We start from the raw sequence: 26,369 nt of genomic DNA, 5'->3' as shown, positions 1-26,369 counted from the left end.
GCCGGTCAGCGAGTCCTACTCCGGGTGAGGATCAGGCGATACGCGCCGTCGGCGTCCTGGCCAGCCACGGGGACGGTCACGCTCCCGTCGGCGACGGTGTGAGCGCCCGACGACACCGTGGTCGGGCCTGGCACGTTGGTCGTGCGGCCGGTGCCGGGCACGTACTCGAGGGTGGCGGTGACGGTGGACCCGAGTCCGCCGATCCCGTCGACCCGGATCGCGCCGTCGCCCGACCGGCCGCCGAAGACCAGGCTGAAGGTCCTGCCGCCGACGTCGAAGGCCGCCACGCCGTCGTTGCCGGCGGCCGGGACGACGGTGACGACATCGCCGGTCTGGTCGGCGTACCACTTGTACATCCAGTACGACGCGGTCGGACGGCCGTTGTGCAGCAGCCCGTTGAGCGTGCCGGCTTCGTACCAGAACGCCCGCTGCGCGTCACGTACGCCCTCCCGCTCGAACTGCGCCACGTAGTGGTTGGCCTGGCTGGGCACGTCGATCTCGGCGGGCTGGGCGTACTCGTTGATCGAGATGGGGCGTGGGGAGATGCCGAGCTCACGCTCGAGCGCGCGGTAGGCCCGGATGTTGCCGGTGACCGGCCGCCATCCGCTCAGCTCGTGCCAGGACATCACGTCGGGCAGGGTGCCGGTGGCCTTGGCCTTGGTGAGGAAGCCCCGCATCCAGTCGCTGTCCCACCGCGAGAAGCTCGGGCCCATGATGGGCTTGGCCGGCTCACTCCGCCGGATCCGCCGGAAGGTGCGGACCCACCCCTCGTCGAAGTCGACGCCCGCCGCGGCCGGCCAGGTCCAGTCCGGCTCGTTCCACGGCTCCCAGGAGTCGATGTTGGTGATGTCCGGGCGGGCCTTGACCGCCGCGATCATGTCGTCGATGCGCCGGTACCAGTCGTTCCAGTCGTTCCACCGGTACGGGAAGCCGTCGAAGGAGTCCGCCATGTCCACAGTGATCACGGCGCCGACGGCTTCGGCGTTCGCGGCGATGGCCAGGGTGTCGCCGATCGGGTGGGGGTAGCCGTTGGGGCGGTGCTCGTGCAGCGGCGGCGGCTGGCGCACCTGCTTCAGCTTGAGTGGCCGGGTGATCGAGACCGGCGGGGTGTTGGCGTCGGCCAGGCCGTAAAGCGTGCCGGAGCCGACGTGGCTGACCGGGCGGATGACCGCTGCCGCGTTCACCGTCAGGGTGCTGCCGTCCGAGCGGTCCGGCGCGCACGGCTTCGCCGCAACCGGTGCCGGCTGCGGCGAAGAGTGCGTGGCGGGTGGTGTCACACGTTGGTGATGGTCCATTGGTTGTTGGTGTTGGTGTTCGGCGTCCACATGCACACGATGGAGCCTGATGTGCTGCTGCCCATGCCGTCGAGGGCCGTGTTGGTGCCGCGGTTGATGATCTGGTAACGGCCGTTGCCCATGTTGTTGAGGCGCCATTGCTGGTTGTTGCCGCCGCTCCAGGCCGCCTGCCTGGCGTTGGCGCCGTTGGCGGTGTTGCCCCAGCTGTCGATGACCATGCCGCTGGTGCGGTTGACGATGCGGTACCAGCCGCCGCCCAGATCGACGAGCTGCCACTGCAGGTTGGTGCTCCCGTCGTAGGCCCACTGCTTGACCGCCGATCCGGAGGCGACGTTGCCGCCGCTGTCCAGCACCAGGCCCGTGGTGGCGTTGGCGATCCGCACGTAGCTCGTCGGCGTGGGGCCGGACCCCGTCACGCGGTACGCGCGGCCGGCCTGGCCGGTCAGCGCGATGACGTCGGACTGCGGCTTGGTGACGGTCACGGTGCCGCCGGTCGTGGTGTCGACCACCTGGAAGGTTCCGGTGAACAGCTGGCTGCGCACGTTGGTCGTGCCGTTACGGTCGAACCTGATGAGGATCTCGGTGGCACCGCCGGAGCTCCACGTCGCGTCCACGGTGTAGCCGCCGCGCCCTCGGAGACCCTGCACCTTCCCGTTCGGCCAGGACGTGGGTAGCGCCGGCAGCACGTGCAGCTCGCCGTTGTGGCTCTGGAGCAGCATCTCGGCGATGCCGGACGTGGCGCCGAAGTTGCCGTCGATCTGGAACGGCGGGTGCAGGTCGAACATGTTCGGCGCGAGCCGGGCCGTCGTCACCAGGAGGCGGATGAGGGTGTGCGCCCGGTTGCCCTCCTCCATCCGCGCCCAGTAGTTGATCTTCCAGGCCAGCGACCAGCCCGTGCCGTCGTCACCCCGAAGGTCGAGGGTCCGCCGCGCGGCGGTGTACAGCGCGGGTGTGCCCCGCTTGGTGATCTGGTTGCTGGGGTGCAGACCGTACAGGTGGGAGACGTGCCGGTGATTCTGCTCGGTCTCCACCCAGTCGTACAGCCACTCCTGGATGTTGCCGCGCGAGCCGACCTTCATCGGCGCGAGCCGGTCCCGGGCGGCCAGAACCTGCGTCCGGAAACTGGCGTCGACGCCGAGCGCCTGACTGGCCTGAGCGCAGGCGTTGAACAGGTCACGCAGGATCTGGTTGTCCATGGTGGGCCCCGCGCACACGCTGACGCCGCTGTGGTGAGACAGTTCGGGGGAGTTTGACGGGTTGGTGACCAGATATCCCAGGCTCGGTTCGACCACGAGGGTTTCGAGGAAGAACTGCGCGGCGCCCTTCATCGCCGGGTAGTACTGGCCGAGGAACGCCAGGTCGCCGGTGAACAGGTAGTGGTCCCAGACCGTGGCGGCCAGCCACGCGCCACCGGTCTGCCACATGCCCCAGAACGCGCCGTCGACGACCGACGTGCCCCGCCACGCGTCGGTGTTGTGGTGGGCGATCCAGCCGCCGGCGTTGTACTGCACCCGGGCCGTGCGGGCGCCGCTCACCGCGAGGTCGTTGATCATCCTGGCCACCGGCTCGTAACACTCCGACAGGTTCGTCGTGTCGGTCGGCCAGTAGTTCATCGGCAGGTTGGCGTTGATGGTGTACTTGGAGTCCCACGCCGGGGTCATCGAGTCGTTCCAGATGCCCTGCAGGTTGGCCGGCTGGGTGCCCGGTCGCGATGAGGAGATCAGCAGGTACCGGCCGAACTGGAACAGCAACGCCGAGAACTGCGGGTCGCTGGTGCTGTTGTGCTGGGCGATCCGCACGTCGGTCGGCTGGTCGGCCGCCGCGGTGCGGCCGAGGTCGAGCGTCGTACGCCCGAACGGCCGCTGGTAGTCGGCGACGTGCCGGCTCCGCAGGTCGGCGTAGCTCCTGCCGACGGCGGCGTCGAGATGCCGCCGCGCGATGCCCTGGTAGTCGCCGCTGACGTCGCGGAAGTTGACGTAGCCGGACCCGATGGAGATCAGCAGTGTCACGCTGTTGGCGGACCTCACCTGAAGCGTGCCGCCGGAGCTGCTGACGCTGCCGCCGTCGACGACGGCCCTGGCCAGCGCCAGGAACCGGACGGAGCCGGCCACGCCCTCCATGTTGCCCGAGATGCCGTCCAGTGCCACCGTGGCGCTGTCCGGGCTGGAGCGCGTCGTCCGCTGAGGGCTGTCGAACGTCGCGGAGAAGGTGATCGAACCGGCCCTGTCGGCTGTCAGGCGGATGGCGATCACCTGGTCCGGGGCGCTCGCGAGCACCTCGCGCTGATAACGCACGCCGTTCTGCACGTACGACACCGTGGTGGTGGCCGTGGTGAGGTCCAGGTAGCGGGCGTACTCCGAGGCCGCGTTGCTGCCGAAGGCGAGCCGCAGATTGCCGACGAGCTGGTACGCCAGCTGGCCCGCCGGGGATCCCAGCATGTTCTGGTCGATCAGGGTCTGAGCCTGGCTCCACTGGTTCTGGAAGACCAGCTGGCGGATCTGCCCCAGCGCCGCCGCGCCCCTGGTGTTGCTCTGGTCGTAGGGTCCGCCGGCCCAGATGGTGTCCTCGTTGAGCTGCAACCGCTCGGTGTCGACGTTGCCGAACACCATTGCGCCCAGGCGGCCGTTGCCGACCGGCAGCGCGCGCAGCCAGTCCGTGCCGGCGCTCTCGTCGTACCACAGGGCCAGGTCGTTGGCGGCGATGACGGCCGGAGGCGGTGCCGCGGCGGCCCGGGCGGTGGCCGTCCACGGCAGCGGCAACAGCGCGGCTCCGGCTCCGGCCGCGCCGAATCTCAGCATTTGCCTTCGCGATAAATCAGACATCTCGGTTCTCCGTTCCCGAAGGGGGGTTAGGGGCGGCAACCACGAGTTCGACACCGACGAGACACAGCGGGGCTCGGCCTGCCCGCGGCCTGCTCACGGTCTCCGTCGCGCCTGCCGCTCAGGCGCGCCGATGATGCCGGCCCGCCGGAGCGGGCCGGCATCATCACCGGACGTCATGTCGCGGTCATAACCGGGTCCATCTCTGGTTGCTCTGGCCGTTGCAGGTCCAGATCTGCGCCTTGGTGCCGTTGGCGGTGCCGGCGCCGGACACGTACAGGCACTTGCCGGCCCCGACCGCGGTGATGCTGCCGTCGGCGTTGAACCGCCACTTCTGGTTGTTCTGGCCGTTGCAGTCCCAGATGATCACGGCTGAACCGTCCGCCGTCCCAGCGCCGGACACGTCCAGGCACTTGTTGCCGTACACCCGCAGCTCGCTGGCGCTGGTAGAGGTCCACCGCTGGTTGGGCTGCCCGTTGCAGTCCCAGATCTGCGCCAGAGCCCCATTGGCCTGCGAAGCGCCGTTGACGTCCAGGCACCTGCCCGACGCCACGCCCCGCAGAGCGCCGGCGCTCCCCGAGGGCGACGGAGAAGGCGAGGGCGACGCGGAGGGGGAGCTGCCGACCTGGGCGACGCCGTTGCCGGTGAAGGCGAACGAGTCGACATCGAAGGCGTTCGCCGACGGCGCCTTGAACACGACATAGAGATTGCGGGTGCCACCGGGGTTGGTGACCGGCACCGCGGGCAGGGACACGTACGTGTTCCATCCCCCGGTCGCCGGCACGGAACTGGAGGCGACGAGCGTCCCCGTCGGCGAGTCGGCGCGCACCTCGATGGACGCCCCGGTGCTGGACGGCGCCGAGACGCGGAAGGACACCGTGTCGATTCCGGACAGGTTGACCGGCGTGAAGGAAATCCAGTCGTTGTTGGAGACATCGCCGATGCGCCTGCCGCCCTCGGCCCCCTGCTCATCCACGATCCGGATCCCGGACGAGCCGGTGAAATGCTCGGCCTGCTTGTGCTTGGGCTGCAGCATGACGCCGGTGCTGCCCTTCAGGCCGCCGTTGTCGGTGTACTCGGCGGACAGGACGTAGTAGACGTTGGACGCCTCGTCATGGCCGGAGGCGGTGGTCGTCACCGTCCTGGCGCAGCCGGTGTACTGACCCGTGTCGTGGGCGTGCTGGTCGTGGCCGAGCGCGGTGATCACGTTGACCTTGGCGCAGTCGGCGGCGCCGTCCTCCGGGTCGGTGACGTTCACCGTGTAGGCCACCTGGTCGCCGAAGTCGATGAACCCGCCGTCCGGCGGAGCCGAGAAGGCGACCTTGGGACGGGTGTTGCCGACGACGACGGGCACCGTGACGCTTCCCGTCTTCCCGCCCGAGTCCCGCACGGTCAGCCGGGCGGTGAAGGAGCCGTTGGCGCTGTAGGTGTGGGACGGGTTGGCGCTGGAGGAGGTTCCGCCGTCACCGAAGTCCCAGCTGTAGGTGATCGTGTCGCCGTCGGGGTCGGACGATCCGGCCGAGGAGAACGCCACGGTCAGCGGCGCGCTGCCCGAGTCGGGGTCGGCGCTCGCCTTGGCGACGGGAGCACGGTTCCCGGCCACGTAGTCGACGCGGTAGACGCCGTCATCGGTGTTGGCGTGCCCGAAGCCGTTGCCCCAGTCCGCCATGTACAGGGCGCCGTCCGGGCCGAACTTCATGTCGATCGGCGCGTGCGGGGCGACCTGCGCCACGAAGGGGTTGATCTTCAGGAGGTTGCCGGAGGAGTCCAGGCGGAACTCCTTGACGAAGTTGCGGCTCCACTCGTAGAAGAACGGCGTGCCGTCGAAATACTCGGGGAACTTGCGGTCGGAGGTGCTGGCCGCGTCGTAACGGTAGAACGGCCCGCCCATCGCGGCGGCGCCGCCGCAACAGTTGATCTCGGGGAACTCGGCCGAGGCGTGGTAGTTGTACCACACGGTCGCGGGCTGCGCCGAAGGCAGGCTGGTCAGGCCGGTGTTGTTGGGCGAGTTGTTGACCGGCGCCGAGCAGGAGAACTTGGCCCCCGAGGTGTTGGTGGCGAAGTTGAAGTCGTTGAACGGGATGTTGTTGCCGACGCAGTACGGCCAGCCGTAGAAGCCCGGCTGCTTGATCAGATTCCACTCGACCGTGCCCTCGGGACCACGGCTGGCGTTGGCGCTCCCCGCGTCAGGACCGTAGTCCCCCAGCGAGATCCAGCCGGTCACCTTGTCGACCGAGAAGCGGAACGGGTTGCGGAAACCCATCGCGTAGATCTCCGGCCGCGTCCTGGCGGTGCCCGGCGCGAACAGGTTGCCGGACGGAATCGTGTAGGTGCCGTCGGATTCGGGGTGGATGCGCAGGATCTTGCCGCGCAGGTCGTTGGTGTTCGCCGAGGACCGCTGCGCGTCGTAGTGCTCCCGGCCCTGCCGCTCGTCGATCGGGGCGTAGCCGCTGGACCCGTTGGGGTTGGTGTCGTCGCCCGGGCCGATGTACAGGTTGCCGCCGGGGCCGAACGCGAGGTAGCCGCCGGTGTGGCCCGGCTCGTCGACGTTGCGGTACGCCGGCACCTCGATGACCTTCTTCTCGCTCGACACGTCGAGGCCGGTGCCGTTGAAGGTGAACCGCGACACCCGGTTCACCTCACCGCCGTTGGACGGCGAATAGTTGACGTAGATCCAGCCGTTGGTGGCGAAGTCCGGATCCAGCGCCAGTCCGATCCCGCCGTCCTCACCGCCGTCGTACACCGGCAGGGTGCCGATGACGCGCGTGCCTGCGCCGTTGGCGGGGATCAGGTTCACCTTGCCCGAGCGGGAGATGTAGAAGACCCTGCCGTCGGCGGCCACGTCCAGCTCCATCGGCTGGTCCGGCGCGCCGTCGAGGGTGACCTTCTGGAACCGGGCCGCGACCGTGCCGCCGCAGTCGCCCGGCGCCGCGCCCGCCGCCCAGTTCACCGCGCCCAGCAGGTGCTGCTTGAACAGCGGCTCCGAATAGGAGGACGCCTGGTGGCCCATCGCGGTGGCCCACACCCGGCCGCCCTCCGGGTTGTGACACCAGGAGATCGGGTGGTCGGCGCCCATCTTGCTGGACCCCGCGTCGTAGGTGGTCTCGTCCGCGGTCACCAGCACGTGCACCGAGCCACGCATGTTCTTGTCGAAGTTGTACCACTCCTCCGTACGCACCCACCGATCCGGCAGCCCCCTGGTGGAGGGGTGGACCTTGTCGGCCACCTTGGCGGTGCCCTGCACGACCGCCGAATGGGCGGTCATGTGCGCGCCGGCCAGCGCGACCTGGTCCCACCAGGGGAACTGCGCCTCGATGTTCATGTCGGTGGCGTTGTGGATCGCGACGACGCCGCGGCCGCCGCGCACATAGGCCTGGAAGGCCTGGCGCTGGGCGTCGTTGTCCCACACCATGCCGCTGGTCTGGAACATGATGACCGCGTCGTAGGTGTTCAGCGTCGCGGACGTGAAGACGGTGGAGTCCTCGCTGCGGTCGAGCTGGAAGTTGTTGTCGGTCGCCATCTGCTGGAACATCGCGACACCGGCGGCGATGGAGTCGTGCCGGTAGGCGCCGCTCGCGGTCTCGCTGAACAGCAGCACCTTGAACTGCGGAGCGGCCGCGTGCGCCGGGATCGGCACCGCGGACGTCAACAGCACCGACAGGGCGGCGGCCAGGGCGAACAGTAATCGTGATCGTCGCATGAGGATCTCCTCGGGGGGCTACCGGCAACGGCCGGAGTGGGCGGTGCGAAGGCACGAGCCGTCCCGGCTTGCGGGGAGGATCGCCGGGTCAGGTCGTGAGATTGCGGAGGAAGGCCAGGCCTTCGGTGGCGAGGGCGTCCTGACTGCGGGCGAGGGGACGCCAGACGGACGCGGCGGTGGCGATGGTCTTGTTGTCGGCGGTGAAGGACTCGATCACGAGCGGGCCGCCGTAGCGCACGTCGCGGACGGCCGCGGCGAAGCCCGGCCAGTCGAAGTGGTCGCTGCCGGGGGCGCCGCGGTCGGTCCCGCACGCCTGGAGGTGCGCGATCCTGGCGCCCGCCAGCCGGATGGCCCGGAGGGGATCCTTCTCCTCGATGTTCATGTGGTAGGTGTCGAGGGCGAGCCCGCATTCCTCCGGAAGGGCTTCGAGCGCCTGCTCGACGGTGTTGATGACGCTGGTCTCGTACCGGTTGAGCGGTTCGACGCCGATCCTGATCCCGCGTTCGGCCGCGTGGGCCACCACCGGTTTCAGGTTCTCCCTCAGCTCGGCGTAGAGCGCGCGCCGCTCGTCCTGGCTCATCCGCCAGGCCCGGCCGACGGAGGCGTACGCGGGTCCGCTGACCGCCGGCGCGCCGACGGTCACCGCCACGTCCACGCAGTGCCGCAGGTAGTCCTGGGTCTCCTGGACCACCTGCGGCGCGGCGCCGACGAGTTCGCGTCCCGGCGGCATCGTGAGCACCACCGACGCGCCGAGCCCGAGACCGTTCAGGAGGGCCGTCGCCCTCCCGGGATCCCAGTCGCCGGGCCGCTCGACCGGCAGCTCGACGACGTCGAAGCCCCAGCCGGCGATCCGCGGCGCGAGGGCGGCCAGGGACTCGTCGGTGAGCGGCGAGACCCAGACCCAGGTGTTGACGCCGATCACGACGTGCCGCCCCACTTGCCGGGGTAGCCGGGCAGGTTCTCGCAGCCGCACAGGGCGTAGTGCAGCGGCGGCATGCCGGGCTTGAGGTAGGTGGCGAGGTTGGCCTGGGTGATCGTGGGCTGCGGAAGGTTCCAGACCTTCGGCACCTGCTCGCCCTTGAGAATCTTGAGCGCGGCGATGATGGGGGTGCGCCACTGGTAGGTCGGATAGGTCGGGGCGATCGCGGTCAGCTTCGCGTCGCTCCACTTCTTCAGGAAGTCCTGCTGGTCCTCGCCGTTGATCGGCGGTACGGGCTGGCCCGCGTCCTCGAACGCCTCGATGGCCGCCACGGCGGTGGCGCCCGCGTCCATCCAGATCCCGTCGATCTTGCCGTAGCGCTGGATGTAGTCGCTGACGATGCTCTTGGTCTTCGCGGCGTCGCCGTCGGTGAACTCCACGCCGACGACCTCGCGGTCGCTGGCGTCGAACGCGACCTTCGCCGCCGACCACCGGGTCTCCAGCACGTCCACACCGGGCAGGATGCGCAACGCCAGGATCTTCCCGCCGGGCGGCACCTTGTCGATGAGGAACTCGGCCGCCTCGGCGCCGAAGGCGTAGCCGCCGATCGGCTTGATGAAGGTGACCGGGCAGTCGGTCTGGACTCCCCGGTCGAACACGATGACCGGCACTTCCGGGCAGGCCCCGGACACCGCGGGAGTCAGCGTGGCCGTGGTGTTGGGCGAGACGATCAGTACGTCGCAGCCCTTGCCCTGAAGCTCGGCGATGTCGGAGATCTGCTTGTCGTCCTTGCCCTCGGCGTCCAGCGTCGTGAAGCGCGTGATCTCCTGGTGCAGGGCGACCTCCGCCTGCATGGTCTTCCAGCCGACCTGCCGCCACGGGTTGTTGACGGCGGCGTTGGAGAAGCACAGGTGGTACGGCCCCGCCTTCTTGTGCCCGGCGGTGTCGACGAGCTGCGGGTCGATGCTCTGCTCCCACGGCTTGTCGGGCAGGCCGGTCGGCTGCGCCCGGCGCATCGCCATCTGGGCGTCGTAGTCGGCCTGCACGAAGAACTTCGACTGCGCTCCGGTGCCCTTGTCCTCCGGCTGGGTGGCCTCCGTCGGCGCGGCGGAGGCCACCGGACCGGAGGGCGCGGGTTTGTCGCTGGTGCACGCGGCCGCCGGCAGCGTCAGCGCGGCGAGTGCGGCAGCGAGGAGCCGCGTCGAATATGAACGCATGGTGTTCCTTTCCTTACGAGGCTGCCGCGGCGCGTCCGCGCGGGAAGCTCGCTGCTCCCAGCGCCACCGCGGCGATGATGATCACTCCCTGTACGGCCGGCTCCAGCGCCCCCGAGATGCCGTACAGGTTGAAAAGGGTGAAGAGCGCCTCCAGGGTGAAGGCGCCCGCCATCGCGGCGACCACGGAGCCGCGGCCGCCTCCGAGGGCCACGCCGCCGAGCACCACCGCGGTGATGGCCTGGAACTCCAGGCCCTGGCCGACCTGTGCCGACACCCCGGCGAAGCCGGCGAGCAGGATCGCGGCGACCGCCGCGGAGAGTCCGGAGATCATGAACGCCGCCGTCCGCACCCGGGCGACGCGGACACCGGACAGAGCCGCGGCCCGGGCGTTGTCGCCGGTCGCGACCAGCGTGTGGCCGTACCGGGTGCGCATCGCGTAGCCGGCGGCGGCCGCCATCGCGGCGAGGATCAGGACCGACCACGGCACCGGGCCGAGACTCCCCCGGCCCAGCTCGCGGAACTGCTCGGACAGGGCCCCCCGGGGCGCGCCGCCGGTCCAGAGGAAGATCGCCCCTGACAGGACCAGCAGCATGCCGAGGGTCGCGATGAACGACGGGACCCGCAGCAGCGTGGTGATGACCCCGTTGACCAGCCCGGTGAGCAGCCCGATCACGATCAGCAGGGCCAGCACGGGCCAGGTGGCCGCCGCGGAGCCGTCGATGAGCCGGGCGGCGATCACCACCTCGGCGGTGACGAGTGAGCCGACCGACAGGTCGAACTCGCCGCACACGATGACGAAGTACTGCCCGGCCGCGAGGATCACCAGCGGCGCGGCCCGTTTGACGAAGGCGAGGAAGGCGGGCGGCTCCAGGAAGTACGGGTTCACGACCGCGATCGCGACCAGCAGCCCGGCCAGCACCACGAAGATCGGCAGCGCACGTCTCATGCGGTCCGCCTCCCGCGGGCGTAGCTCGCCAGGGCGGCCACCAGGACCACGCCCCGCACGACGTCCTTGGCGAAGGAGTTGACCTCCAGCTGGTTGAAGACGCTGTCGAGGACGGCCAGGAGCAGGACTCCGCCGACGGTGCCCGCGACCCCGCCGCGGCCGCCGGCCAGGGCGGTCCCGCCGAGCACGACCGCGGCGATCGACTCCAGGTCGTACCCGCCGTCGGTGCCGACCGTCGGGGCGCCGGCTCCGAGCCGGGAGGCGAGCAGCAGCCCGGCGATCCCGGCGCAGAGCGAGCAGAGCACGTGGGCCGCGACCACCACCCGTCCGGTACGGACTCCCGACAGCCGCGCGACCTCGACGTCCCCGCCCACGGCGTAGATCCGGTACCCCAGGCGCGTCCGGCTGAGCAGGAGCCACGCGAGCGCCGCCACCGCCGCCCACAGCAGCGCCGACACCGGCACCGGCCCGATGCGGTCGTATCCGAGGTGCTGGAAGGACTCGGGCACGCTGCCCGCCGGCCCGTCGTACCGCTCGTCCAGCGCCCCTCTGATGATGAGCGCGACCCCGAGCGTGGCGATGAAGGCGTGCACCCGGAGCCTGGTGACGATCAGGCCGTTCACCAGCCCGGTCAGCGCGCTCACCGCGAGCGCCGCCGCGACCGCCGCCGGCACGTTCGCGTCGGCGCCCGCCATGATCTCGGCCGCGACCAGCGAGGTCAGGCTGATCAGGTAGGCCACCGAGAGGTCCAGGCTGCCGGCCAGGATCACCAGGGTCTGGCCGACCGCGACGATGCCCAGCGCCGCGGATCGCTGCTGGATGCCGACGATGTTCTCCTGGCTGAGGAACTGCCCGCCGTCCAAGGCGAACAGCAGCCAGCCCAGCACGATGAGCAGGGCCAGCGCCACGTACACGGGCCGCGCGGGCCGGTCGGCCGACAGCCGCCGGAGTAACGAGCCCCCGGCCGGGACACGCCGGAGCTTCAGTGGCTGGGTCATGAGCCGGCCGCCAGGCGCATCACGGCCTCCTCGGTGGCGCCGGCGGGCAGTTCGCCGGCGATCCGGCCGTCCCGCAGCACCACGATGCGATCGCTCATGCCGATGAGCTCGGGAAGCTCTGAGGAGATCATCAGGATGGCCTTGCCGTCATGGGCGAGTTCTCGCATCAGCTGGTGGATGGCGGCCTTGGCGCCGACGTCGACGCCGCGGGTGGGTTCGTCGAACAGCAGGACGCGCGGCGCGGCCGTCATCCATTTGGCCAGCACGACCTTCTGCTGGTTGCCGCCGGACAGCAGCCGGACCTCCTGGGCGGGCCGGGGCGGGTTGAGCCGCACGTGCTCGAGCAGCCGCTCGATCCCGGGCGGGCGCATCCCGGTGGCCCGGGCGACGAGCAGGGCGTTGTCGCGCACGCCTTGGTTGAGCAGGAGTCCTTCGGCCTTGCGGTCCTCGGTGACCAGGCCGATCCCCGCGGCTACGCCCTCTCGGACCGAGCGGGGACGGCGGGGGGTCATCTCGCCGCTGGTGAAGGGCTCCGCGCCGAACAGCGCCTTGGCCAGCTCGGTGCGGCCCGAGCCTTGCAGCCCGGCCACTCCGACGATCTCCCCCGCGCGCAGGTCGAGGTCGACGCCGTGCAGCCTGGCGTTGCCGCCGCCGCGCACGCTCAGCATCACCTCTCCGGGCCGGTCCGCCGCCCGGGGCGGATAGTACGAGTCCAGCTCCCGGCCGACCATCAGGCGGATCAGAGTCGCGGTGTCCAGGGTCGAGGCCGCCGCGGTGGCGACGCGGGCGCCGTCCTTGAGCACGGTGATCCGGTCGGCGAGTTCGAAGACCTCGCGGAGCCGGTGCGAGATGTACAGGACCGCGATGCCGCGCGCGGTGAGCCGCCGCACCAGCGTGTAGAGCAGCTCCACCTCGTGATCGGCCAGGGCGGCGGTCGGCTCGTCCATCACCACGATCCGGGCGTTCAGCGACAACGCCTTGGCGATCTCCACGACCTGCTGCCGCGCGACCGAGAGCCACCGGACGAGATCGCGCGGCCCGAACGACTCCTCCCCGAGCGAGCTCAGCAGCTCACGGGTCGCCGCCTCCATCGCCGCCCGGTCGACCATCCCTCGCCGGACCGGTTCCCGGCCGAGGAAGACGTTCTCGGCCACCGTGCGCTCCGGCAGCAGCGTGAGCTCCTGGTAGATGATCGCCACCCCGGCCCGCTGCGCCTCGGCCGGGTGCCCGAAGGCCACGCTCCGGCCGTCGATCTCGATCGTCCCCTCGTCCGGACCGTGCACCCCGGCGAGGATCTTCATGAGCGTGGACTTGCCCGCGCCGTTCTCCCCCACCACCGCGTGGACCTCGCCGGCGGACGCCTCCAGGTCCACTCCGCCGAGGACCCGGACGCCCAGGAAGCTCTTGCCGATGCCGGTCATCCTCAGCACGCGGCCCGCCCATGTAGCCGGGCGGGCGGGAGGAGTCTCCGCGCCGTACGGGGTGGCGGGTCATGCACGGGAGTCTCCTCATGGGCCGGGGGGTGTGCTGGGTCGCGCGGGTGATCGGCCGGGCCGATCTCCTCTTGGTGGAGGGCGCGTGGCGCCGGTGGACGCCGAGCCTGAACCATGCGACAAGAGTCGAATCAATTCGATAAGAAAATAAGTCTGATACTTAACCCTGTCAAGGATGATTATTCGGCCGAATGAGCAGCCTGATTTCCCTGTCGCACTGCCGCTATGGCGCTGCCTGTACTCGAAAAAGTGCGGCTATATAGGGATGCACCCGTAACCGCTCCTGAAGTTGGACACGGCAGAGCCTTCACAATGAGTATGAAGCATAAAACCCGGGTCGGTGTTTCACCGACATGCGGCATTCCGGATGTGGCGGCTTGGTCGGCCTCGCCCGGCACGGCCTTGATAGGCCGCGCCGGGCGTCATGTCCCGTGCGAAGACGTCCACCGCCCCAGGACTCTGGAGCTCCTGGCCGCTCGCCGGGTTCGGGCGGATGGACTCAGACGCGGGTCCACCGCTGGTTGCTCTGGCCGCCGCAGGTCCAGATGTGCGCCCTGGTGCCGTTGGCGGTGCCGGCGCCGGACACGTCCAGGCACTTGCCGGCCCCGACCGCGGTGATGCTGCCGTCGGCGTTGAACCGCCACTTCTGGTTGTTCTGGCCGTTGCAGTCCCAGATGATCACAGCTGAGCCGTTGGCGGTCCCGCCGCCGGACACGTCCAGGCACTTGTTGCCGTACACCCGCAACTCACTCGCGCTGGTCGAGGTCCACCGCTGGTTGGCCTGGCCGTTGCAGTCCCAGATCTGCGCCAGCGCGCCGTTGGCCTGCGAGGCTCCGCTGACGTCCAGGCACCTGCCCGACGCCACGCCCCGCAGAGCGCCGGTGCTGCCCGAGGGCGACGGAGAAGGCGAAGGAGAGGGCGACGGAGAGGGCGACGGAGAGGGAGAGACGACGGTCAGTTCCTTGACGCGGATGTTGCGGAAGGACACCACGTCGCCGGACCCGTGGTTCTGGACGCCGATGTAGCCCTGCTGGAGCGAGCGGACCGGATCGGTGTTGGTGAAATCGTTGATCTTGGCGCCGTTCAGGAACACCTGCAGCCGCTCGCCCTCCACCAGCAGCTCGTAGGTGTTCCACTGACCCGGCGGGTTCAGCGCCGCATCGCGTGCGGTGATGTCGGCCGCCTTGAAGCCGTAGATGGCCCCCGTCGTCTTGTCCGTGCTGTCGGTCGCGTCGATCTGCACCTCATATCCGGTGTTGAGCGCGGCGTTCGGATCGCTGGTGGCCGGGAACCCGACGATCACCCCCGAGTTGGAGTCGCCGGTCAGCCTCCAGTCGAGCTTGATCGAGTAGGAACGGAACTCCTTGGCGCTGTACCACAGCATGCCCATGCCACCCTGGGAGGTCAGCGTGGCGGCGCTGTTCGAGAACGACCCCGGCCCGGCCTGCGACCAGCCCGTCGTCGACCCGTTGTACAGCGTCGTGTATCCGTTCTCCGGGCGGCAGTCGGCGTTGGCCGCCTTGGCCGCGTACCGGATTCCGCCGAGCAGCAGGTTGCGGAAGTTCGAGTCCGCGTACGACTCCTGGGTGTGCCCCAAGCCGGTATAGAATGCGCGGCCGGAGGACTGGGGATGGCACCACGTGATCGGATGGTCGCCCATGCCGCCGCCGCTGTAGCTGCTTTCGTCCAGGCTCTGCAGCACCCGCGCGCTCGAACGAGGGTTGGTGCGGTAGTTGTACCACTCGTCCGTACGGGACCAGGTCGTCCCCAGATGAGCGGTCGCGGCGTGCGCCCGGTCCTCGTTCCGTACGGTGGCCTGCTGGATCGCCGGGTGATTGTTGAACCAGGCTCCCACCAACTGCCCGTAGTAGGGCCAGCCGTACTCGGTGTCGGCGGCCGAGTGCACCCCCACATAACCGCCCCCACCGTCCACGTACGTCTGGAAGGCGGCCTGCTGGGTGTCGTTCAGCACGTCACCGGTGGTGTTGAGGAACACCACCGCCTTGTACTGGGCGAGATTGCCCGCGTTGAAGGCGTTCGAGTCCTCGGTCGTGTCCACGGTGAAGTCGTTGGCGCCCCCCAGGTCGCGGATGGCCTGGATTCCGGTGGGGATCGCGTCGTGCCGGAACCCGGCCGTCTTGGAGAACACCAGCACCTTGAAGGCGGCGGCCTGGGCGGGAATGGCGGGGATCACCGTCGCGGCGGCGGTGGTGAGGGCCACCGCGGTCACCGACAGGCGTCGCAGCACGGATGTCCTCCGGTCGTGTCCCGCGGCGCGCCCGAGCGCGGCGGGGATCAGTTGTCGCAGCATGAGTGTCCTTCCGTCACGGCGCCCGGTGCGGCCCGTCCGGCGATGAAGGCCGGGCCGCGCCGGGCGCACGTCAATGAATGGTCGTGGGGTGGTCGACGGCGTGTGATGTGGCGGCCGGCCTCAGACGCGGGTCCATTTCTGGTTGTTCTGGCCGCCGCAGGTCCAGATGTGCGCCTTGGTGCCGTTGGCGGTGCCGGCGCCGGACACGTCCAGGCACTTGCCGGCCCCGACCGCGGTGATGCTGCCGTCGGCGTTGAAACGCCACTTCTGGTTGTTCTGGCCGTTGCAGTCCCAGATGATCACGGCTGAGCCGTCGGCGGACCCGCCGCCGGACACGTCCAGGCACTTGTTGCCGTACACCCGCAGCTCGCTGGTGCTGGTCGAGGTCCACCGCTGGTTGGACTGCCCGTTACAGTCCCAGATCTGCGCCAGAGCCCCATTGGCCTGCGAAGCGCCGTTGACGTCCAGGCACCTGCCCGACGCCACACCCCGCAGAGCGCCGGCGCTCCCCGAGGGCGACGGAGAAGGCGAGGGGGACGTGCCGGTCGCGAAGGTGAACGCGTCCAGGTCGAACAGGTAGCCCTGGCCGGTCGGGCCGCGGAAGACCAGGTACAGCGTCGTGGCGCCGGTCGGCGCGCCGCTGAGGTTCGCCGAGACGTCGGCGAAGGTGTCCCAGCTACCGGTGCTCCCGACGTTCACCGTTCCCAGCAGCGGGCCCGTCGCCGAGCCCGCGCGCACCTCGATCCGGCCGCCCGCGCCCGCCGAGGACACCCGCGCGGTGACGCTCCTGGCGTTGCTCAGATTGTACGGCTGGAAGGAGACCCAGTCCCCGTCGTCGACGAAGCCCACGGTCTTGCCGCCCTCCGCGGTGGTGTGGTCGGCCGTCTGGACGCCCTGCTGGGCGCCGAAATGCTCGCCCTGCCGGTGCCGCGGTTGCAGCGTCCGGGTGCTCGTGGAGGTCAGGCCGCCGCCGTCGGTGTAGGACGCCGTGAAGACGCCGAAGATGTTCGCCGCGGCGTCGTGCTCGCCGTCGACCGGCACCGCGATGGAGCCGCTGCAGCCGGTCCGCGAGGTGATCTGGTGGGCGTGGCTGTCGTGGCCGAGCGAGTACGTCACCGTCACCCTCGAACAGTCGATGGTGCCGTCCTCCGGATCGCTGACGCCGACCTGGAACGGCACCGTGTCACCGAAGGAGAACAGCTGACCGTCGGCCGGGCTCGTGAGCGTGACCGTCGGGGCGGTGTTGCCCACGTTCACGATGACGCTCGCGCCCCCGGTCAGCCCTTGCGGGTCGCGGACGGTGAGCGTGGCGGTGAAGGTGCCGTTGGCGGTGTAGGTCTTGGTCGGGTTGGCGGCGGTGGAGGTGGTTCCGTCGCCGAAGCTCCACGAGTACGTCAGCGAGCCGCCCTCGGGGTCGGAGCTGCCCGCCGAGGAGAAGCTCACCGTCAGCGGAGCCGGTCCCGAAGTCTTGTCGGCCGAGGCTCTCGCGATCGGGTTGCGGTTGGCCTGGCCGATGTACTCGATACGGTAGAGCGCCTGGTTGTTGCTTCCGGTGCCGTAGTCGAGCACGTACAACGCCCCGTCGGGGCCGAAGGCCATGTCCATCACCTGCGTCCCCGACCAGGGGAACGCGGAGATCTCCCCGTAGCCGCCGTCGGACTTCACCTCGATGGCCTTGATCCAGCGGCGGCCGTACTCGCCGGCGAAGTATCGTCCGTCGAGTGCCTGGGGGAACTTGACGCTGGAGTTGAGGTTCGGGTCGTACCGGTAGACCGGGCCGCCCATCGGCGATTCCGAGCCGCTGCCGAACTCCGGCGGCGAGCCGGAGTCGCCGGCGTACTTGATCCACGCCGGCTTGGCCGGAGGCAGCGTGGTCAGGCCGGTGTTGCGGAAGGAGTTGTTGGCCGGGCCGCCCGCGCAGTTGTACTTCGAGCCGGTGCTGCCGGAGGCGAAGTCCCACTCGTTGTAGGTCTCGCTGGTGGTGTTCGTGCCCGTGCAGTAGGGCCAGCCGTAGTTGCCGGGACCGGTGATGCGATTGAACTCCACCTGCCCGCTCGGCCCCCTGCTGGAGTTGGTCACACCCGCGTCCGGCCCGTAGTCGCCCAGGTAGACGATCCCGGTCGCCTTGTCCACGCTCATCCGGAACGGGTTGCGCAGGCCCATCGCGTAGATCTCCGGCCGGGTCTTCGCCGTTCCCGGGGCGAACAGGTTGCCGCTGGGAATCGTGTAGCTGCCGTCCGGCTGCGGTTTGATCCGCAGGAGCTTGCCGCGCAGGTCGTTGGTGTTGGCCGCGGTGCGCTGGGCGTCGTACTGCGGGTTGCGGTTGGTCCGCTCGTCCAGCGGGGCGTAGCCGCTCGACTCGAACGGGTTGGTGTCGTCGCCGGTGGTCAGATACAGGTTGCCGGCGGCGTCGAAGTCGATGTCTCCGCCCACGTGGCAGCACTGGCCGCGGTCGTTGGCGACCCGCAGGACCACCTTCTCGCTGGACATGTCGAGCGTGTCATCCGACTTGAGGGTGAACCGGGACAGATAGAGCTCACCCTTCCACTGGTCGAACTGCGACTGGGTGCCGGTGGCGGGGGCGTCGCCGCTCGCCGTGCTCAGCCGGGGTGAGTAGTACAGCCAGAGGTATCGGTTCGACGCGAAGTCCGGGTCGACCGCCACACCCTGGAGGCCCTCCTCGTCGTGGCTGTAGACGTTGAGCCGGGCGGCCACCTTCGTGTTGCCGTTGACATCGGTCACACGCAGCGTGCCGTCGCGGGCCGTGTGGACGACCGAGCGGTTCGGCATCACGGCCAGCGACATCGCCTCGCCCAGTTCCGAACCGCCCGACGCGAGCGACACCTGCTGGTAGTCGGACGCCGGGATGGTCAATGCGTTGGCCGGGGAGGCGGTGAGCGCGGTGGCGCCTGGAGTGATCAGTGCCATCGTGGCCAGCAAGGTGAGCCACGGACGTCGGGACATGAGTTTTCCTTCTTGACGACTGTCGATCAGTCAGGGCAAGGCGCGCGCCGCCGCGCTGTTGCCGAATTCCTGGTGCCTCACGACCGGCCGCCGGGTTCCGTCGGCCGGTCGTGCGGGACGGTGGAAGACGCCGGAGGCTGTCAGGCGCGGGTCCATCTCTGGTTGGTGCCGCCGTGGCAGGTCCAGATCTGCACCCTGCTGCCGTTGGCGGTGCCGGCGCCGGACACGTCCAGGCACTTGCCGGCCCCGACCGCGGTGATGCTGCCGTCGGCGTTGAACCGCCACTTCTGGTTGTTCTGGCCGTTGCAGTCCCAGATGATCACGCTGGCGCCGTCGGCGGTGCCGCCGCCGGACACGTCCAGGCACTTGTTGCCGTACACCCGCAACTCACTCGCGCTGGTGGAGGTCCACTGCTGGTTGGCCTGCCCGTTGCAGTCCCAGATCTGCGCCAGCGCGCCGTTGGCCTGGGAGACGCCGGTCACGTCCAGGCACCTGCCCGATCCCACACCGCGGATCGGGGTCGCCGTCGACGGGGAAGGCGTGGGAGTGGGAGTGGGCGAGGCAGACGGGGACGGACCGCTCCCGAACTGCGAGAAGAACTTCCACACCTCCCCCTTGGTCCACGTCGTGATGCCACTCTCCGCTGTGGTCCCGTCCACCGGGCCGGGCATGTGCCCGTTGTCGAACGCCGCCCATACGACCGGGTAGCCGGCACGGCAGCCGGAGTAGGAGGTGATGATGTGCGTCCGGCTGCCCGCCGACGGCTCAGGCGGGTTCTGCGGGGTGCACCCGTTGTTGCTCACGAACCTGTCCCGCAGGGCCCGTCCCTGGGAGATGTTGAGCACCGAGTCCCCGATCCCGTGGAGCCCCATGTAGGCGATCGGCTGTGTGCCGCCGCTGCACCCGCTGAGCTGGGCGCCGGAGAAGACGGCGACCGCGCGGAAGACCGTCGCGCGGCTACACGCCAGCGCGAAGCTCATGCCGCCGCCGTAGCTGAATCCGGTGGCGAAGCGCTGCGTGGTGTCGACGCACAGATCGGCCTCGATCATCCTCATCATGTCGTCGACGAAGGTCACGTCCTCGCCGCCGGAGTTGGCCCAGCCGTTGCCGAGACCCTGGGGCGACACCAGGATCGCGCTGTTGTTGGACAGCTGCATGAGCCCGTAATAGGCCCACGGGGCCCCGCTCGTGCCGCCGGACGCCACATCGTTGGCGGTACCGCCACGCCAGTGGAAGGCGAAAATCAGGCGGTACTGGGTGACGTTGTTGTAGTTGTCGGGGATTTTCAGGATGAAAGAGCGGCTCTTGCCGCCGCTCTGGATCGTGTAGGTGCCACTCCGGAGGGTCGGAGTCTTGCCGCACCCGGCGGTAGCCGCGGCGACGGTGGATGACGCGGTGCTCTGGCTGCTGCCCAGCGCCGCGTGACCCATGGCCAGGACGAGCACGGCCGTGGCCGCGATCGTTCCGAAGACGGATCTCTGTTTCGACATCAAGGGACTCCCTGGGGTTCGAATACCGGGATGACTGTCCTGAGGGGACGGCGACCCCCGATGGGGCGCCGGTCATGGCGTATCGGCTGGTCGACGTCGGGGGCCGACGCGGATCAGGCGCGGGTCCAGCGCTGGTTGGCAGAGCCGTGGCAGGTCCAGATCTGGAGTTTGACGCCGTTGGCGGTGGAGTTGCTGGGGACGTCCAGGCATTTGCCGGCCCCGATGGCGGTGATGGTGCCGTCGGAGTTGAACCGCCACTTCTGGTTGTTCTGGCCGTTGCAGTCCCAGATGATGACGGTGGTGCCGTCGGCGGTGCCGGCGTTGTTGACGTCCAGGCACTTGTTGCCGTACACGCGCAGCTCGCTCGTGCTGGTGGAGGTCCACTGCTGGTTGTTCTGGCCGTTGCAGTCCCAGATCTGCGCCAGCGCGCCGTTGGCCTGGGAGACGCCGGTCACGTCCAGGCACCTGCCCGACCCCACACCGCGGATCGGGGTCGCCGTCGACGGGGAAGGCGAGGGACTGGGCGTTCCGCCGGGCTGGCCGATGCTGCCGGGGACGGCCTGCAGCGCCGCGTACCAGGCGGCGGCCATCTTGTCGTAACCGCCGGCGGTGGGGTGGATGCCGTCGATCAGATCTGACGTGGTGAGCTTGCTGTGCATGTCGACCAGATGGACGCGCTTGCCGGCGTTGACCTTGTTCTGCACGATGCCGGGAACGGCCGCGTTGAACGTGCGGGCGGCGGCCTCCTGGCTCGCCGACGCCAGGGGGATGATGGTGGCGACGAACACGTCCGCGTTCGGCACGGCCGTGGTGATGCGGTCGATCAGGGTGGACAGCCGCTGCGGCGCGCCCGCCACGTTGTGGTTCTGCAGCACGTCGTTGGTTCCGATGTGCAGCAGCACGGTACGCGGGTTGTGGGTCCGCGCCCACCCGGTGATGTTCGCGTCGATCTGATCGATGCGCCAGCCGGGGTGTCCCTCGTGATCGTGGTCACCCAGACCGCTCGGCCCGTTGAACTGGGAGCCGACGAAGTCGACCGTGAACCGATTGGCGGCGAGGCGCTGCCACAGGCCGATGCGGTAGCCGCCGGGTACCTGGGTGCCCTCGGTGATCGAGTCACCCAGCGGCATGACCCGGACCCCGCCGTTGGATTCCGCGTCGGCGGAGGTTGTCTGTACCGCCACACTCAGGGCGACGGTGACCGCGGCACTCAGCGCCGTGACGAGTAAGCGTCTCCAAGCATGCATGCTCGACCTCTTCTGACCGTTGTGAAGTGCCCGCGAGCTCGGCTCGGGTGCATCGATCGACGGGATGCGGTAGGGGGGCCGATGGCCTGATGTGACACCGTCGGCAGCCGATGTTTCCTGGAATTGATGCTTATGTATCAGTCTGATCGGGAATCTTGGTGGCTTGAAAAGCCTCTCCATCTGTCGGGACGCGCGATGATCGTCCCTCCAGGCGAGGATGAGACTCCATCGGAGCCCAGGCGCCTGTGCCAACTATTCCTGCACGTGAATCGCGTGTTATCGTTAACATTTGGCCGCCTTGCCTCCTTTCTGTCGGAACTCGTGGTGGTGTGGAGCGGAGCAAATCCGAGGGAGGGCCACTCCGTCAAGAGTATGAAACATTTCCTGGGGCTGGGAGTGGCGCGATCACCATGGCTCAACTGGGGGTTCGGCGCCTTCGCACACACCGGACGAAACTGATGTGATGAAACTTTCATATGAGGCGCCCTCGTCTGGGACAGGTCGGTGTCCCGGACGAGGACGTCACCGCGTCGGGATCAGGAACGGGTCCACTGCTGGTTGGCAGAGCCGTGGCAGGTCCAGATCTGGAGTTTGACGCCGTTGGCGGTGGAGTTGCTGGGGACGTCCAGGCATTTGCCGGCCCCGATGGCGGTGATGGTGCCGTCGGAGTTGAATCGCCACTTCTGGTTGTTCTGGCCGTTGCAGTCCCAGATGATGACGGTGGTGCCGTCGGCGGTGCCGGCGTTGTTGACGTCCAGGCACTTGTTGCCGTACACGCGCAGTTCGCTCGTGCTGGTGGAGGTCCACTGCTGGTTGGACTGCCCGTTGCAGTCCCAGATCCCCACCTGGGTTCCGTTTGCCTGGGAGGCTCCGGTCACGTCCAGGCACCTGCCCGACCCCACACCGCGGATCCGGCTCGTGGACGGGGAGGGCGAGGCCGAGGGACTGGGCGTGCCGCCGGAGCTCACCCGGAACACGACCGTGCCGTGGGACGGCACGCTCGCCGAGATGGAGCCCGTGCTGCCGGTGACCGTGTTCGTCCAGGCGTCGCGCAGGGTGTAAGAACCGCCCGGCAGGCCGATCGCGGACGCGGTGGTGCTGATCGTGGTGGTGCTGCCGCCCTGGTTGAACAGGGCGACCGCGACGTCGCCGTTGCTCAGGCGTTTCGCCAGGACGCGCCGGGTTCCGTCGTTGCTGATCTGGGTGGCTTGCAGGCCGAGGGCGTCCTGGTTGATGGCGATCAGATTCTGGTTCTTCATGATCGTGGACGTGGCGCTGTCCATGGTGCGTACGTCGTTGCCGGCGATCAGGGGTGCGGCCATGATGGCCCAGAGCGCGAAGTGGCTGCGCATTTCGGTGTCGGTCATGCCGCCGCGGCCGACGACCATCATGTCCGGGTCGTTGAACTGACCCGGCCGGGCGTTGCCCGCGAGGGGGACGTTGACGTTGACGATGTTCTGGATGCCCATCGGGTAGCCGTTGGTCTGGCCGGTGTTCCAGGCGTTGGTGATGTCCTCGGTCGTACGCCAGATGTTGGCGACGTCGCCCCAGTCCCGCTGCGGGCCGGTCTTCGAATGGATGCTGTTGGAGTTGATGCTGTAGAGGATCGGACGCCCGGTCGCCGCCAGCGCGTCCCGCATCTTGGCGAAGGTGCGTACCTGGTCGTCGATGGTGCCGGTGGGCGAGCACCAGTCGTACTTGAGGTAGTCGACGCCCCAGGCGGCGAACTGGCGGGCGTCCTGGGTCTCGTGTCCGAGGCTTCCGGTCGCGCCCGGATAGGCGCCGAAGTACTGCGCGCAGGTGCGGTCGAGCGGGGCCTGGTAGAGGCCGAACTTCAGCCCCCGGGCGTGCAGGTAGTCGCCGAGCGCCTTCATTCCGCTCGGGAACCGCGACAGGTTGGCCTGCAGGTTTCCGGCCGAGTCGCGGTTGGGGTCGAACCAGCAGTCGTCCACCACGACGTACTGGTATCCGAGGTCGCGCATGCCGGAGTTGACGAGAGCGTCGGCCGTCTGCCGGAGCAGCGTCTCGTTGATGTTGCAGCCGAACGTGTTCCAGGTGTTCCACCCCATCGGCGGCGTACGGCCCACACCGTTGTTCAACGCCTGCGCCGGGACGGCCGAGGTGACCGCCACGGCTCCCGCGGCCAGGGTCAGCATCACGGTGACGGCCGGGGCCAGCAACGCGCGCAATCGTGTGCTTGTCATGGTCATCACTCCTGAGGGGATAGAGGGCCGACCCGGCGGGCTCGGCCTTGCACCGAGCCCGCCGCTCTACGCGGTCCTGATCGTGTGCCTCCCGATTCGGCGTACGCCTTTGCCGTGGTCACGACCACCCGAGCAGGACCCGCGTCACGCCATTACCGCTGCAGTGTCAGCACACCCGGCCGGTACGGCAGCAGGCCGTAGTCGCCGCCGGAGCTGGGGCTACGCCCCTGGTAGAGCAACTGCAGATTGCACGGGTCCACGGTCATGGTCTGATCGGCGCTGGTGCGGATCAGCTCGCCGTGGCTGATGTCGTTGGTCCAGGTGGCGCCGCTGTTGGCCTTGCCGGCGAACGGATTGCTCTCGGTGGCGGCCTGCGGCGTCCACGAACCGTTCAGGCTGGTGGCCGTGAACGAGCGGAAGTAGCGCCCCTGCGAGCCGATCGCCTCGACGATCATCAGGTACCGGTTCTGGCCCTGGAGCTTGTAGACCTGAACGGCCTCGAACAGGTTGTTCGTCGTGTCGCTCATGATCACCGTCGAGCTGGTGCCGAAACTGCCCGGGAAGTTCCCGATCGGCATGCTGGCCCGGTAGATCTTGCCGTTGTCCCCGGCGAAGAACAGGTACATGTTCGTGCTGTCACCGATGAGCGTCTGGTCGATGGGCCCGGTCCCGGAGCCGGAGATGCTCCCGGAGAACAGCACCTGCTGCGCTGACCAGCCATTGGCATTGGTCGGGTCGCTGGAGGTCCGGTAGGAGAAGGCGGTCGAGCCCCACTGGTAGGCCAGCACCCAGATGTTCCTGGGGGCGAAGTAGAACAGCGTGGGCGCGACCGTGGCGGACGACATCGTGTTCTGGCTGGCCGAGGCCATCTCAGACCAGTTGGTGAACAGGCTGAAGTTCATCGAACCCCAGCTCGTCCCGGTGTTGTGCGTGGTCGCGTAGACCAGGTGCCTGCCGTTGTAGGGGGCGACGGTGAAGTCCTTGAGCGAGACCCACCCCGACTTCGGGGTGGCCAGCGAGCCGGTCGAGGTCCACCGGTAGGTCGAGGGAAGATCGCACGGACCACCTGGGGTCGGGGTTGTCGTGGGGGTGGGGCTGGGGTTGCCGCCGCCGACCTGGACCAGCTGCCACTGCTGGTTGTTGCCGCCCCAGTCGTCGTACTGGACGATGTTGGCGTTGTCGGCGGTGGAGGCGCCCTGCACTTCCAGCGCCTTGTTGCTGTGGCGGCTGATGAAGCGGACGTAGCCGCCGGCGGAGTCCGCGAGGCGCCACTGCTGGTTGTTGCCGTTGAGGTCGGCCCATTGGACGATGGCGCCGCCGTTGGCGGTGGAGAAGTTGTAGACGTCCAGCACCTTGCCGGAGTGGCGGGACTTGATCCGGTAGTAGCCGCCGCCGGAGTCGACGAACTGCCACTGCTGCTGATTCTGGTTGTTGCGGGTCCACTGGGTGATCCGCGCGCCGTCGTTGGTGGCCAGGTTGTAGACGTCCAGGGCTTTGCCGCTGTTGCGGTTGACCAGGACGTACCAGGCGTTGGTGTCGACCGTCGCCGCGTTCGCCGATGGTGTTACGACCGTGATCAGCGTGCCGGTGAGCACGGCCGAGGCGAGGATGGCCAGCCAGCCGCGCAGGCGGCTCCGAGTACGTGTTAGCGCTAACATTTTTGTCATGGCGTCACCCGTAATGAGACGTTGATCGGGTTGGAGCGAGGCCCGGGGGAGGCTACCTGCTGGTCGCGGGACTCGAAGGAGGCGAGGGCATGCGCGGGGTTGGCCGCGTACGCCGCCCGAGGACAGCTGAGGACGGGGGATGTGGGGCGGGCGACCGGCGTCAGGACGGTCTTGGCGAACTGCCTGCGACTCAAGGACACATGTGTTCCTTTCTGGGGGGTTGCTGGCGGGCTAGGTCCGAGACAGGGCGGTCGCCAAGATGTTAGCGATAACATTCTGGACCCCGGTTCTCCATGCGATCCTCCGGTGGATAGTTGTCGCGAAGTACATCCGACAGTCAGATTCAGCGTCAACGAGTCAATGACTCTCGCCGACCTGGGCAATACCCCGAACCCGTCTCGCAACCTGGACATACGCCCGGAGAGAGATCACGGCGCAGTGCCTGCGGTAGTGAAAATTTCACAGAAGTTACCAGTTGGCAACCCATAGTTTTCGAAGTGAATCCCGCAAAGTTTCGCCCACGTCGCGGAAGTGCGCTCGTGGCGGGAATGACGTGAAACGATTTAGCAGGCCTTCAAGCGGCTTGCCGGCATCGCGGGCGTACGACCGCACAGCTTGGCGTGGCTGTTGGGCATGGCAGTGGTTGCCTCATGTCCTCTTGTGGGGATGTGCGATGGGGAGCATCCGGAGCTGACATCTGAAAGGCTCGGACGGGCGGAGTGTCTACAGCGTGCGTCTCTTGGTCCATCTTTTGCGCTACTGAGAAATTTCTTGCGTTGGGACGCAGTCCCGTCGCCTCTAGGCACGGTCTGCCTTAGGTTACGCCCCGGCGCGAGTTACGTTACGGAAGCGTTACTCGTCGAATCGTTTCAACGCTTGCGCGGCTACGCAAGAACATCATTTAATTCGGCGCGCCATGCAAATTAATCCGCTCGGAGGGTCGACTTCCTGAGCGGATCCCGCAACCTCAACCCCCCCAGGAGGACGCGCGTGCGGCCGGTTCCCAACGGACTCGCGGACATCCCCGCCGACCAGGCCACAGTCCGCAGGTCCAACCTCTCCCTGGTGCTGCGGCACCTGCGCGAGCACGGGCCACAGT

The 26,369-nt window shown here is 68.7% G+C and carries 15 protein-coding genes; all 15 read right to left on the bottom strand.

What is annotated here, in order from left to right:
• Positions 1 to 5 precede the first annotated feature (5 nt).
• The 15 genes from ABGB08_RS47965 to ABGB08_RS47895 all read right to left on the bottom strand — a co-directional run bounded on the left by ABGB08_RS47965 (position 6) and on the right by ABGB08_RS47895 (position 25,464).
• Positions 6 to 1,184 (bottom strand): hypothetical protein, encoded by a 1,179-nt coding sequence (locus ABGB08_RS47965; RefSeq protein ID WP_347605056.1) that lies wholly within the window; start codon positions 1,182 to 1,184, stop codon positions 6 to 8.
• Between the two features lie 89 nt (positions 1,185 to 1,273).
• Entirely contained in the window at positions 1,274 to 4,093 is a 2,820-nt protein-coding gene (locus ABGB08_RS47960; protein ID WP_347605053.1) for a glycoside hydrolase N-terminal domain-containing protein, read from the bottom strand.
• Positions 4,094 to 4,301: 208 nt separating this feature from the next.
• Positions 4,302 to 7,814 (bottom strand): ThuA domain-containing protein, encoded by a 3,513-nt coding sequence (locus ABGB08_RS47955; RefSeq protein WP_347605050.1) that lies wholly within the window; start codon positions 7,812 to 7,814, stop codon positions 4,302 to 4,304.
• Positions 7,815 to 7,902: 88 nt separating this feature from the next.
• Entirely contained in the window at positions 7,903 to 8,736 is an 834-nt protein-coding gene (locus ABGB08_RS47950; RefSeq protein ID WP_347605047.1) for a sugar phosphate isomerase/epimerase, read from the bottom strand.
• Complete coding sequence (locus ABGB08_RS47945) at positions 8,733 to 9,950, bottom strand: substrate-binding domain-containing protein (protein WP_347605044.1); 1,218 nt, start codon at positions 9,948 to 9,950, stop codon at positions 8,733 to 8,735. The genes ABGB08_RS47950 and ABGB08_RS47945 overlap by 4 nt, the downstream gene beginning before the upstream one ends.
• A gap of 13 nt (positions 9,951 to 9,963) precedes the next feature.
• Positions 9,964 to 10,896 (bottom strand): ABC transporter permease, encoded by a 933-nt coding sequence (locus tag ABGB08_RS47940; RefSeq protein ID WP_347605042.1) that lies wholly within the window; start codon positions 10,894 to 10,896, stop codon positions 9,964 to 9,966.
• Entirely contained in the window at positions 10,893 to 11,894 is a 1,002-nt protein-coding gene (locus tag ABGB08_RS47935; protein ID WP_347605040.1) for an ABC transporter permease, read from the bottom strand. Before ABGB08_RS47935 ends, ABGB08_RS47940 begins: the two co-directional genes overlap by 4 nt.
• Complete coding sequence (locus tag ABGB08_RS47930) at positions 11,891 to 13,315, bottom strand: sugar ABC transporter ATP-binding protein (RefSeq protein WP_347605079.1); 1,425 nt, start codon at positions 13,313 to 13,315, stop codon at positions 11,891 to 11,893. The genes ABGB08_RS47935 and ABGB08_RS47930 overlap by 4 nt, the downstream gene beginning before the upstream one ends.
• A 571-nt stretch (positions 13,316 to 13,886) precedes the next feature.
• Positions 13,887 to 15,698: a lectin gene (locus ABGB08_RS47925; RefSeq protein ID WP_347605037.1), complete on the bottom strand. Its 1,812-nt coding sequence runs from the start codon at positions 15,696 to 15,698 to the stop codon at positions 13,887 to 13,889.
• A 120-nt stretch (positions 15,699 to 15,818) separates the two neighbouring features.
• Positions 15,819 to 18,662, bottom strand: a complete 2,844-nt coding sequence (locus ABGB08_RS47920) for a PQQ-dependent sugar dehydrogenase (RefSeq protein ID WP_347605035.1) — start codon at positions 18,660 to 18,662, stop codon at positions 15,819 to 15,821.
• A gap of 140 nt (positions 18,663 to 18,802) precedes the next feature.
• Positions 18,803 to 20,152, bottom strand: coding sequence for a lectin (locus ABGB08_RS47915; RefSeq protein ID WP_347605032.1), 1,350 nt, complete (start codon positions 20,150 to 20,152; stop codon positions 18,803 to 18,805).
• Positions 20,153 to 20,265: 113 nt separating this feature from the next.
• Positions 20,266 to 21,336 carry a lectin gene (locus ABGB08_RS47910; RefSeq protein ID WP_347605029.1) on the bottom strand — a complete coding sequence of 357 codons (1,071 nt, stop codon included), beginning with the start codon at positions 21,334 to 21,336 and terminating at the stop codon, positions 20,266 to 20,268.
• A gap of 599 nt (positions 21,337 to 21,935) precedes the next feature.
• Positions 21,936 to 23,603 carry a ricin-type beta-trefoil lectin domain protein gene (locus tag ABGB08_RS47905; protein ID WP_347605026.1) on the bottom strand — a complete coding sequence of 556 codons (1,668 nt, stop codon included), beginning with the start codon at positions 23,601 to 23,603 and terminating at the stop codon, positions 21,936 to 21,938.
• Between the two features lie 152 nt (positions 23,604 to 23,755).
• Positions 23,756 to 25,261: a non-reducing end alpha-L-arabinofuranosidase family hydrolase gene (locus tag ABGB08_RS47900; RefSeq protein ID WP_347605076.1), complete on the bottom strand. Its 1,506-nt coding sequence runs from the start codon at positions 25,259 to 25,261 to the stop codon at positions 23,756 to 23,758.
• A gap of 5 nt (positions 25,262 to 25,266) precedes the next feature.
• Positions 25,267 to 25,464, bottom strand: a complete 198-nt coding sequence (locus tag ABGB08_RS47895; RefSeq protein ID WP_347605023.1) for a hypothetical protein — start codon at positions 25,462 to 25,464, stop codon at positions 25,267 to 25,269.
• Positions 25,465 to 26,369: the final 905 nt, after the last annotated feature.

This window comes from Acrocarpospora sp. B8E8 (genome assembly GCF_039871605.1).
Classification (GTDB): Bacteria; Actinomycetota; Actinomycetes; order Streptosporangiales; family Streptosporangiaceae; genus Acrocarpospora; species Acrocarpospora macrocephala.
This window is presented reverse-complemented; position numbering and strand designations above follow the sequence as displayed.

Coding starts and splice junctions, on each gene's coding strand:
- ABGB08_RS47960 (WP_347605053.1), bottom strand. CDS start 4,093: ATGCTGAGATTCGGCGCGGCCGGAGCCGGAGCCGCGCTGTTGCCGCTG.
- ABGB08_RS47955 (WP_347605050.1), bottom strand. CDS start 7,814: ATGCGACGATCACGATTACTGTTCGCCCTGGCCGCCGCCCTGTCGGTG.
- ABGB08_RS47945 (WP_347605044.1), bottom strand. CDS start 9,950: ATGCGTTCATATTCGACGCGGCTCCTCGCTGCCGCACTCGCCGCGCTG.
- ABGB08_RS47940 (WP_347605042.1), bottom strand. CDS start 10,896: ATGAGACGTGCGCTGCCGATCTTCGTGGTGCTGGCCGGGCTGCTGGTC.
- ABGB08_RS47935 (WP_347605040.1), bottom strand. CDS start 11,894: ATGACCCAGCCACTGAAGCTCCGGCGTGTCCCGGCCGGGGGCTCGTTA.
- ABGB08_RS47930 (WP_347605079.1), bottom strand. CDS start 13,315: ATGACCGGCATCGGCAAGAGCTTCCTGGGCGTCCGGGTCCTCGGCGGA.
- ABGB08_RS47925 (WP_347605037.1), bottom strand. CDS start 15,698: ATGCTGCGACAACTGATCCCCGCCGCGCTCGGGCGCGCCGCGGGACAC.
- ABGB08_RS47920 (WP_347605035.1), bottom strand. CDS start 18,662: ATGTCCCGACGTCCGTGGCTCACCTTGCTGGCCACGATGGCACTGATC.
- ABGB08_RS47915 (WP_347605032.1), bottom strand. CDS start 20,152: ATGTCGAAACAGAGATCCGTCTTCGGAACGATCGCGGCCACGGCCGTG.
- ABGB08_RS47905 (WP_347605026.1), bottom strand. CDS start 23,603: ATGACAAGCACACGATTGCGCGCGTTGCTGGCCCCGGCCGTCACCGTG.
- ABGB08_RS47900 (WP_347605076.1), bottom strand. CDS start 25,261: ATGTTAGCGCTAACACGTACTCGGAGCCGCCTGCGCGGCTGGCTGGCC.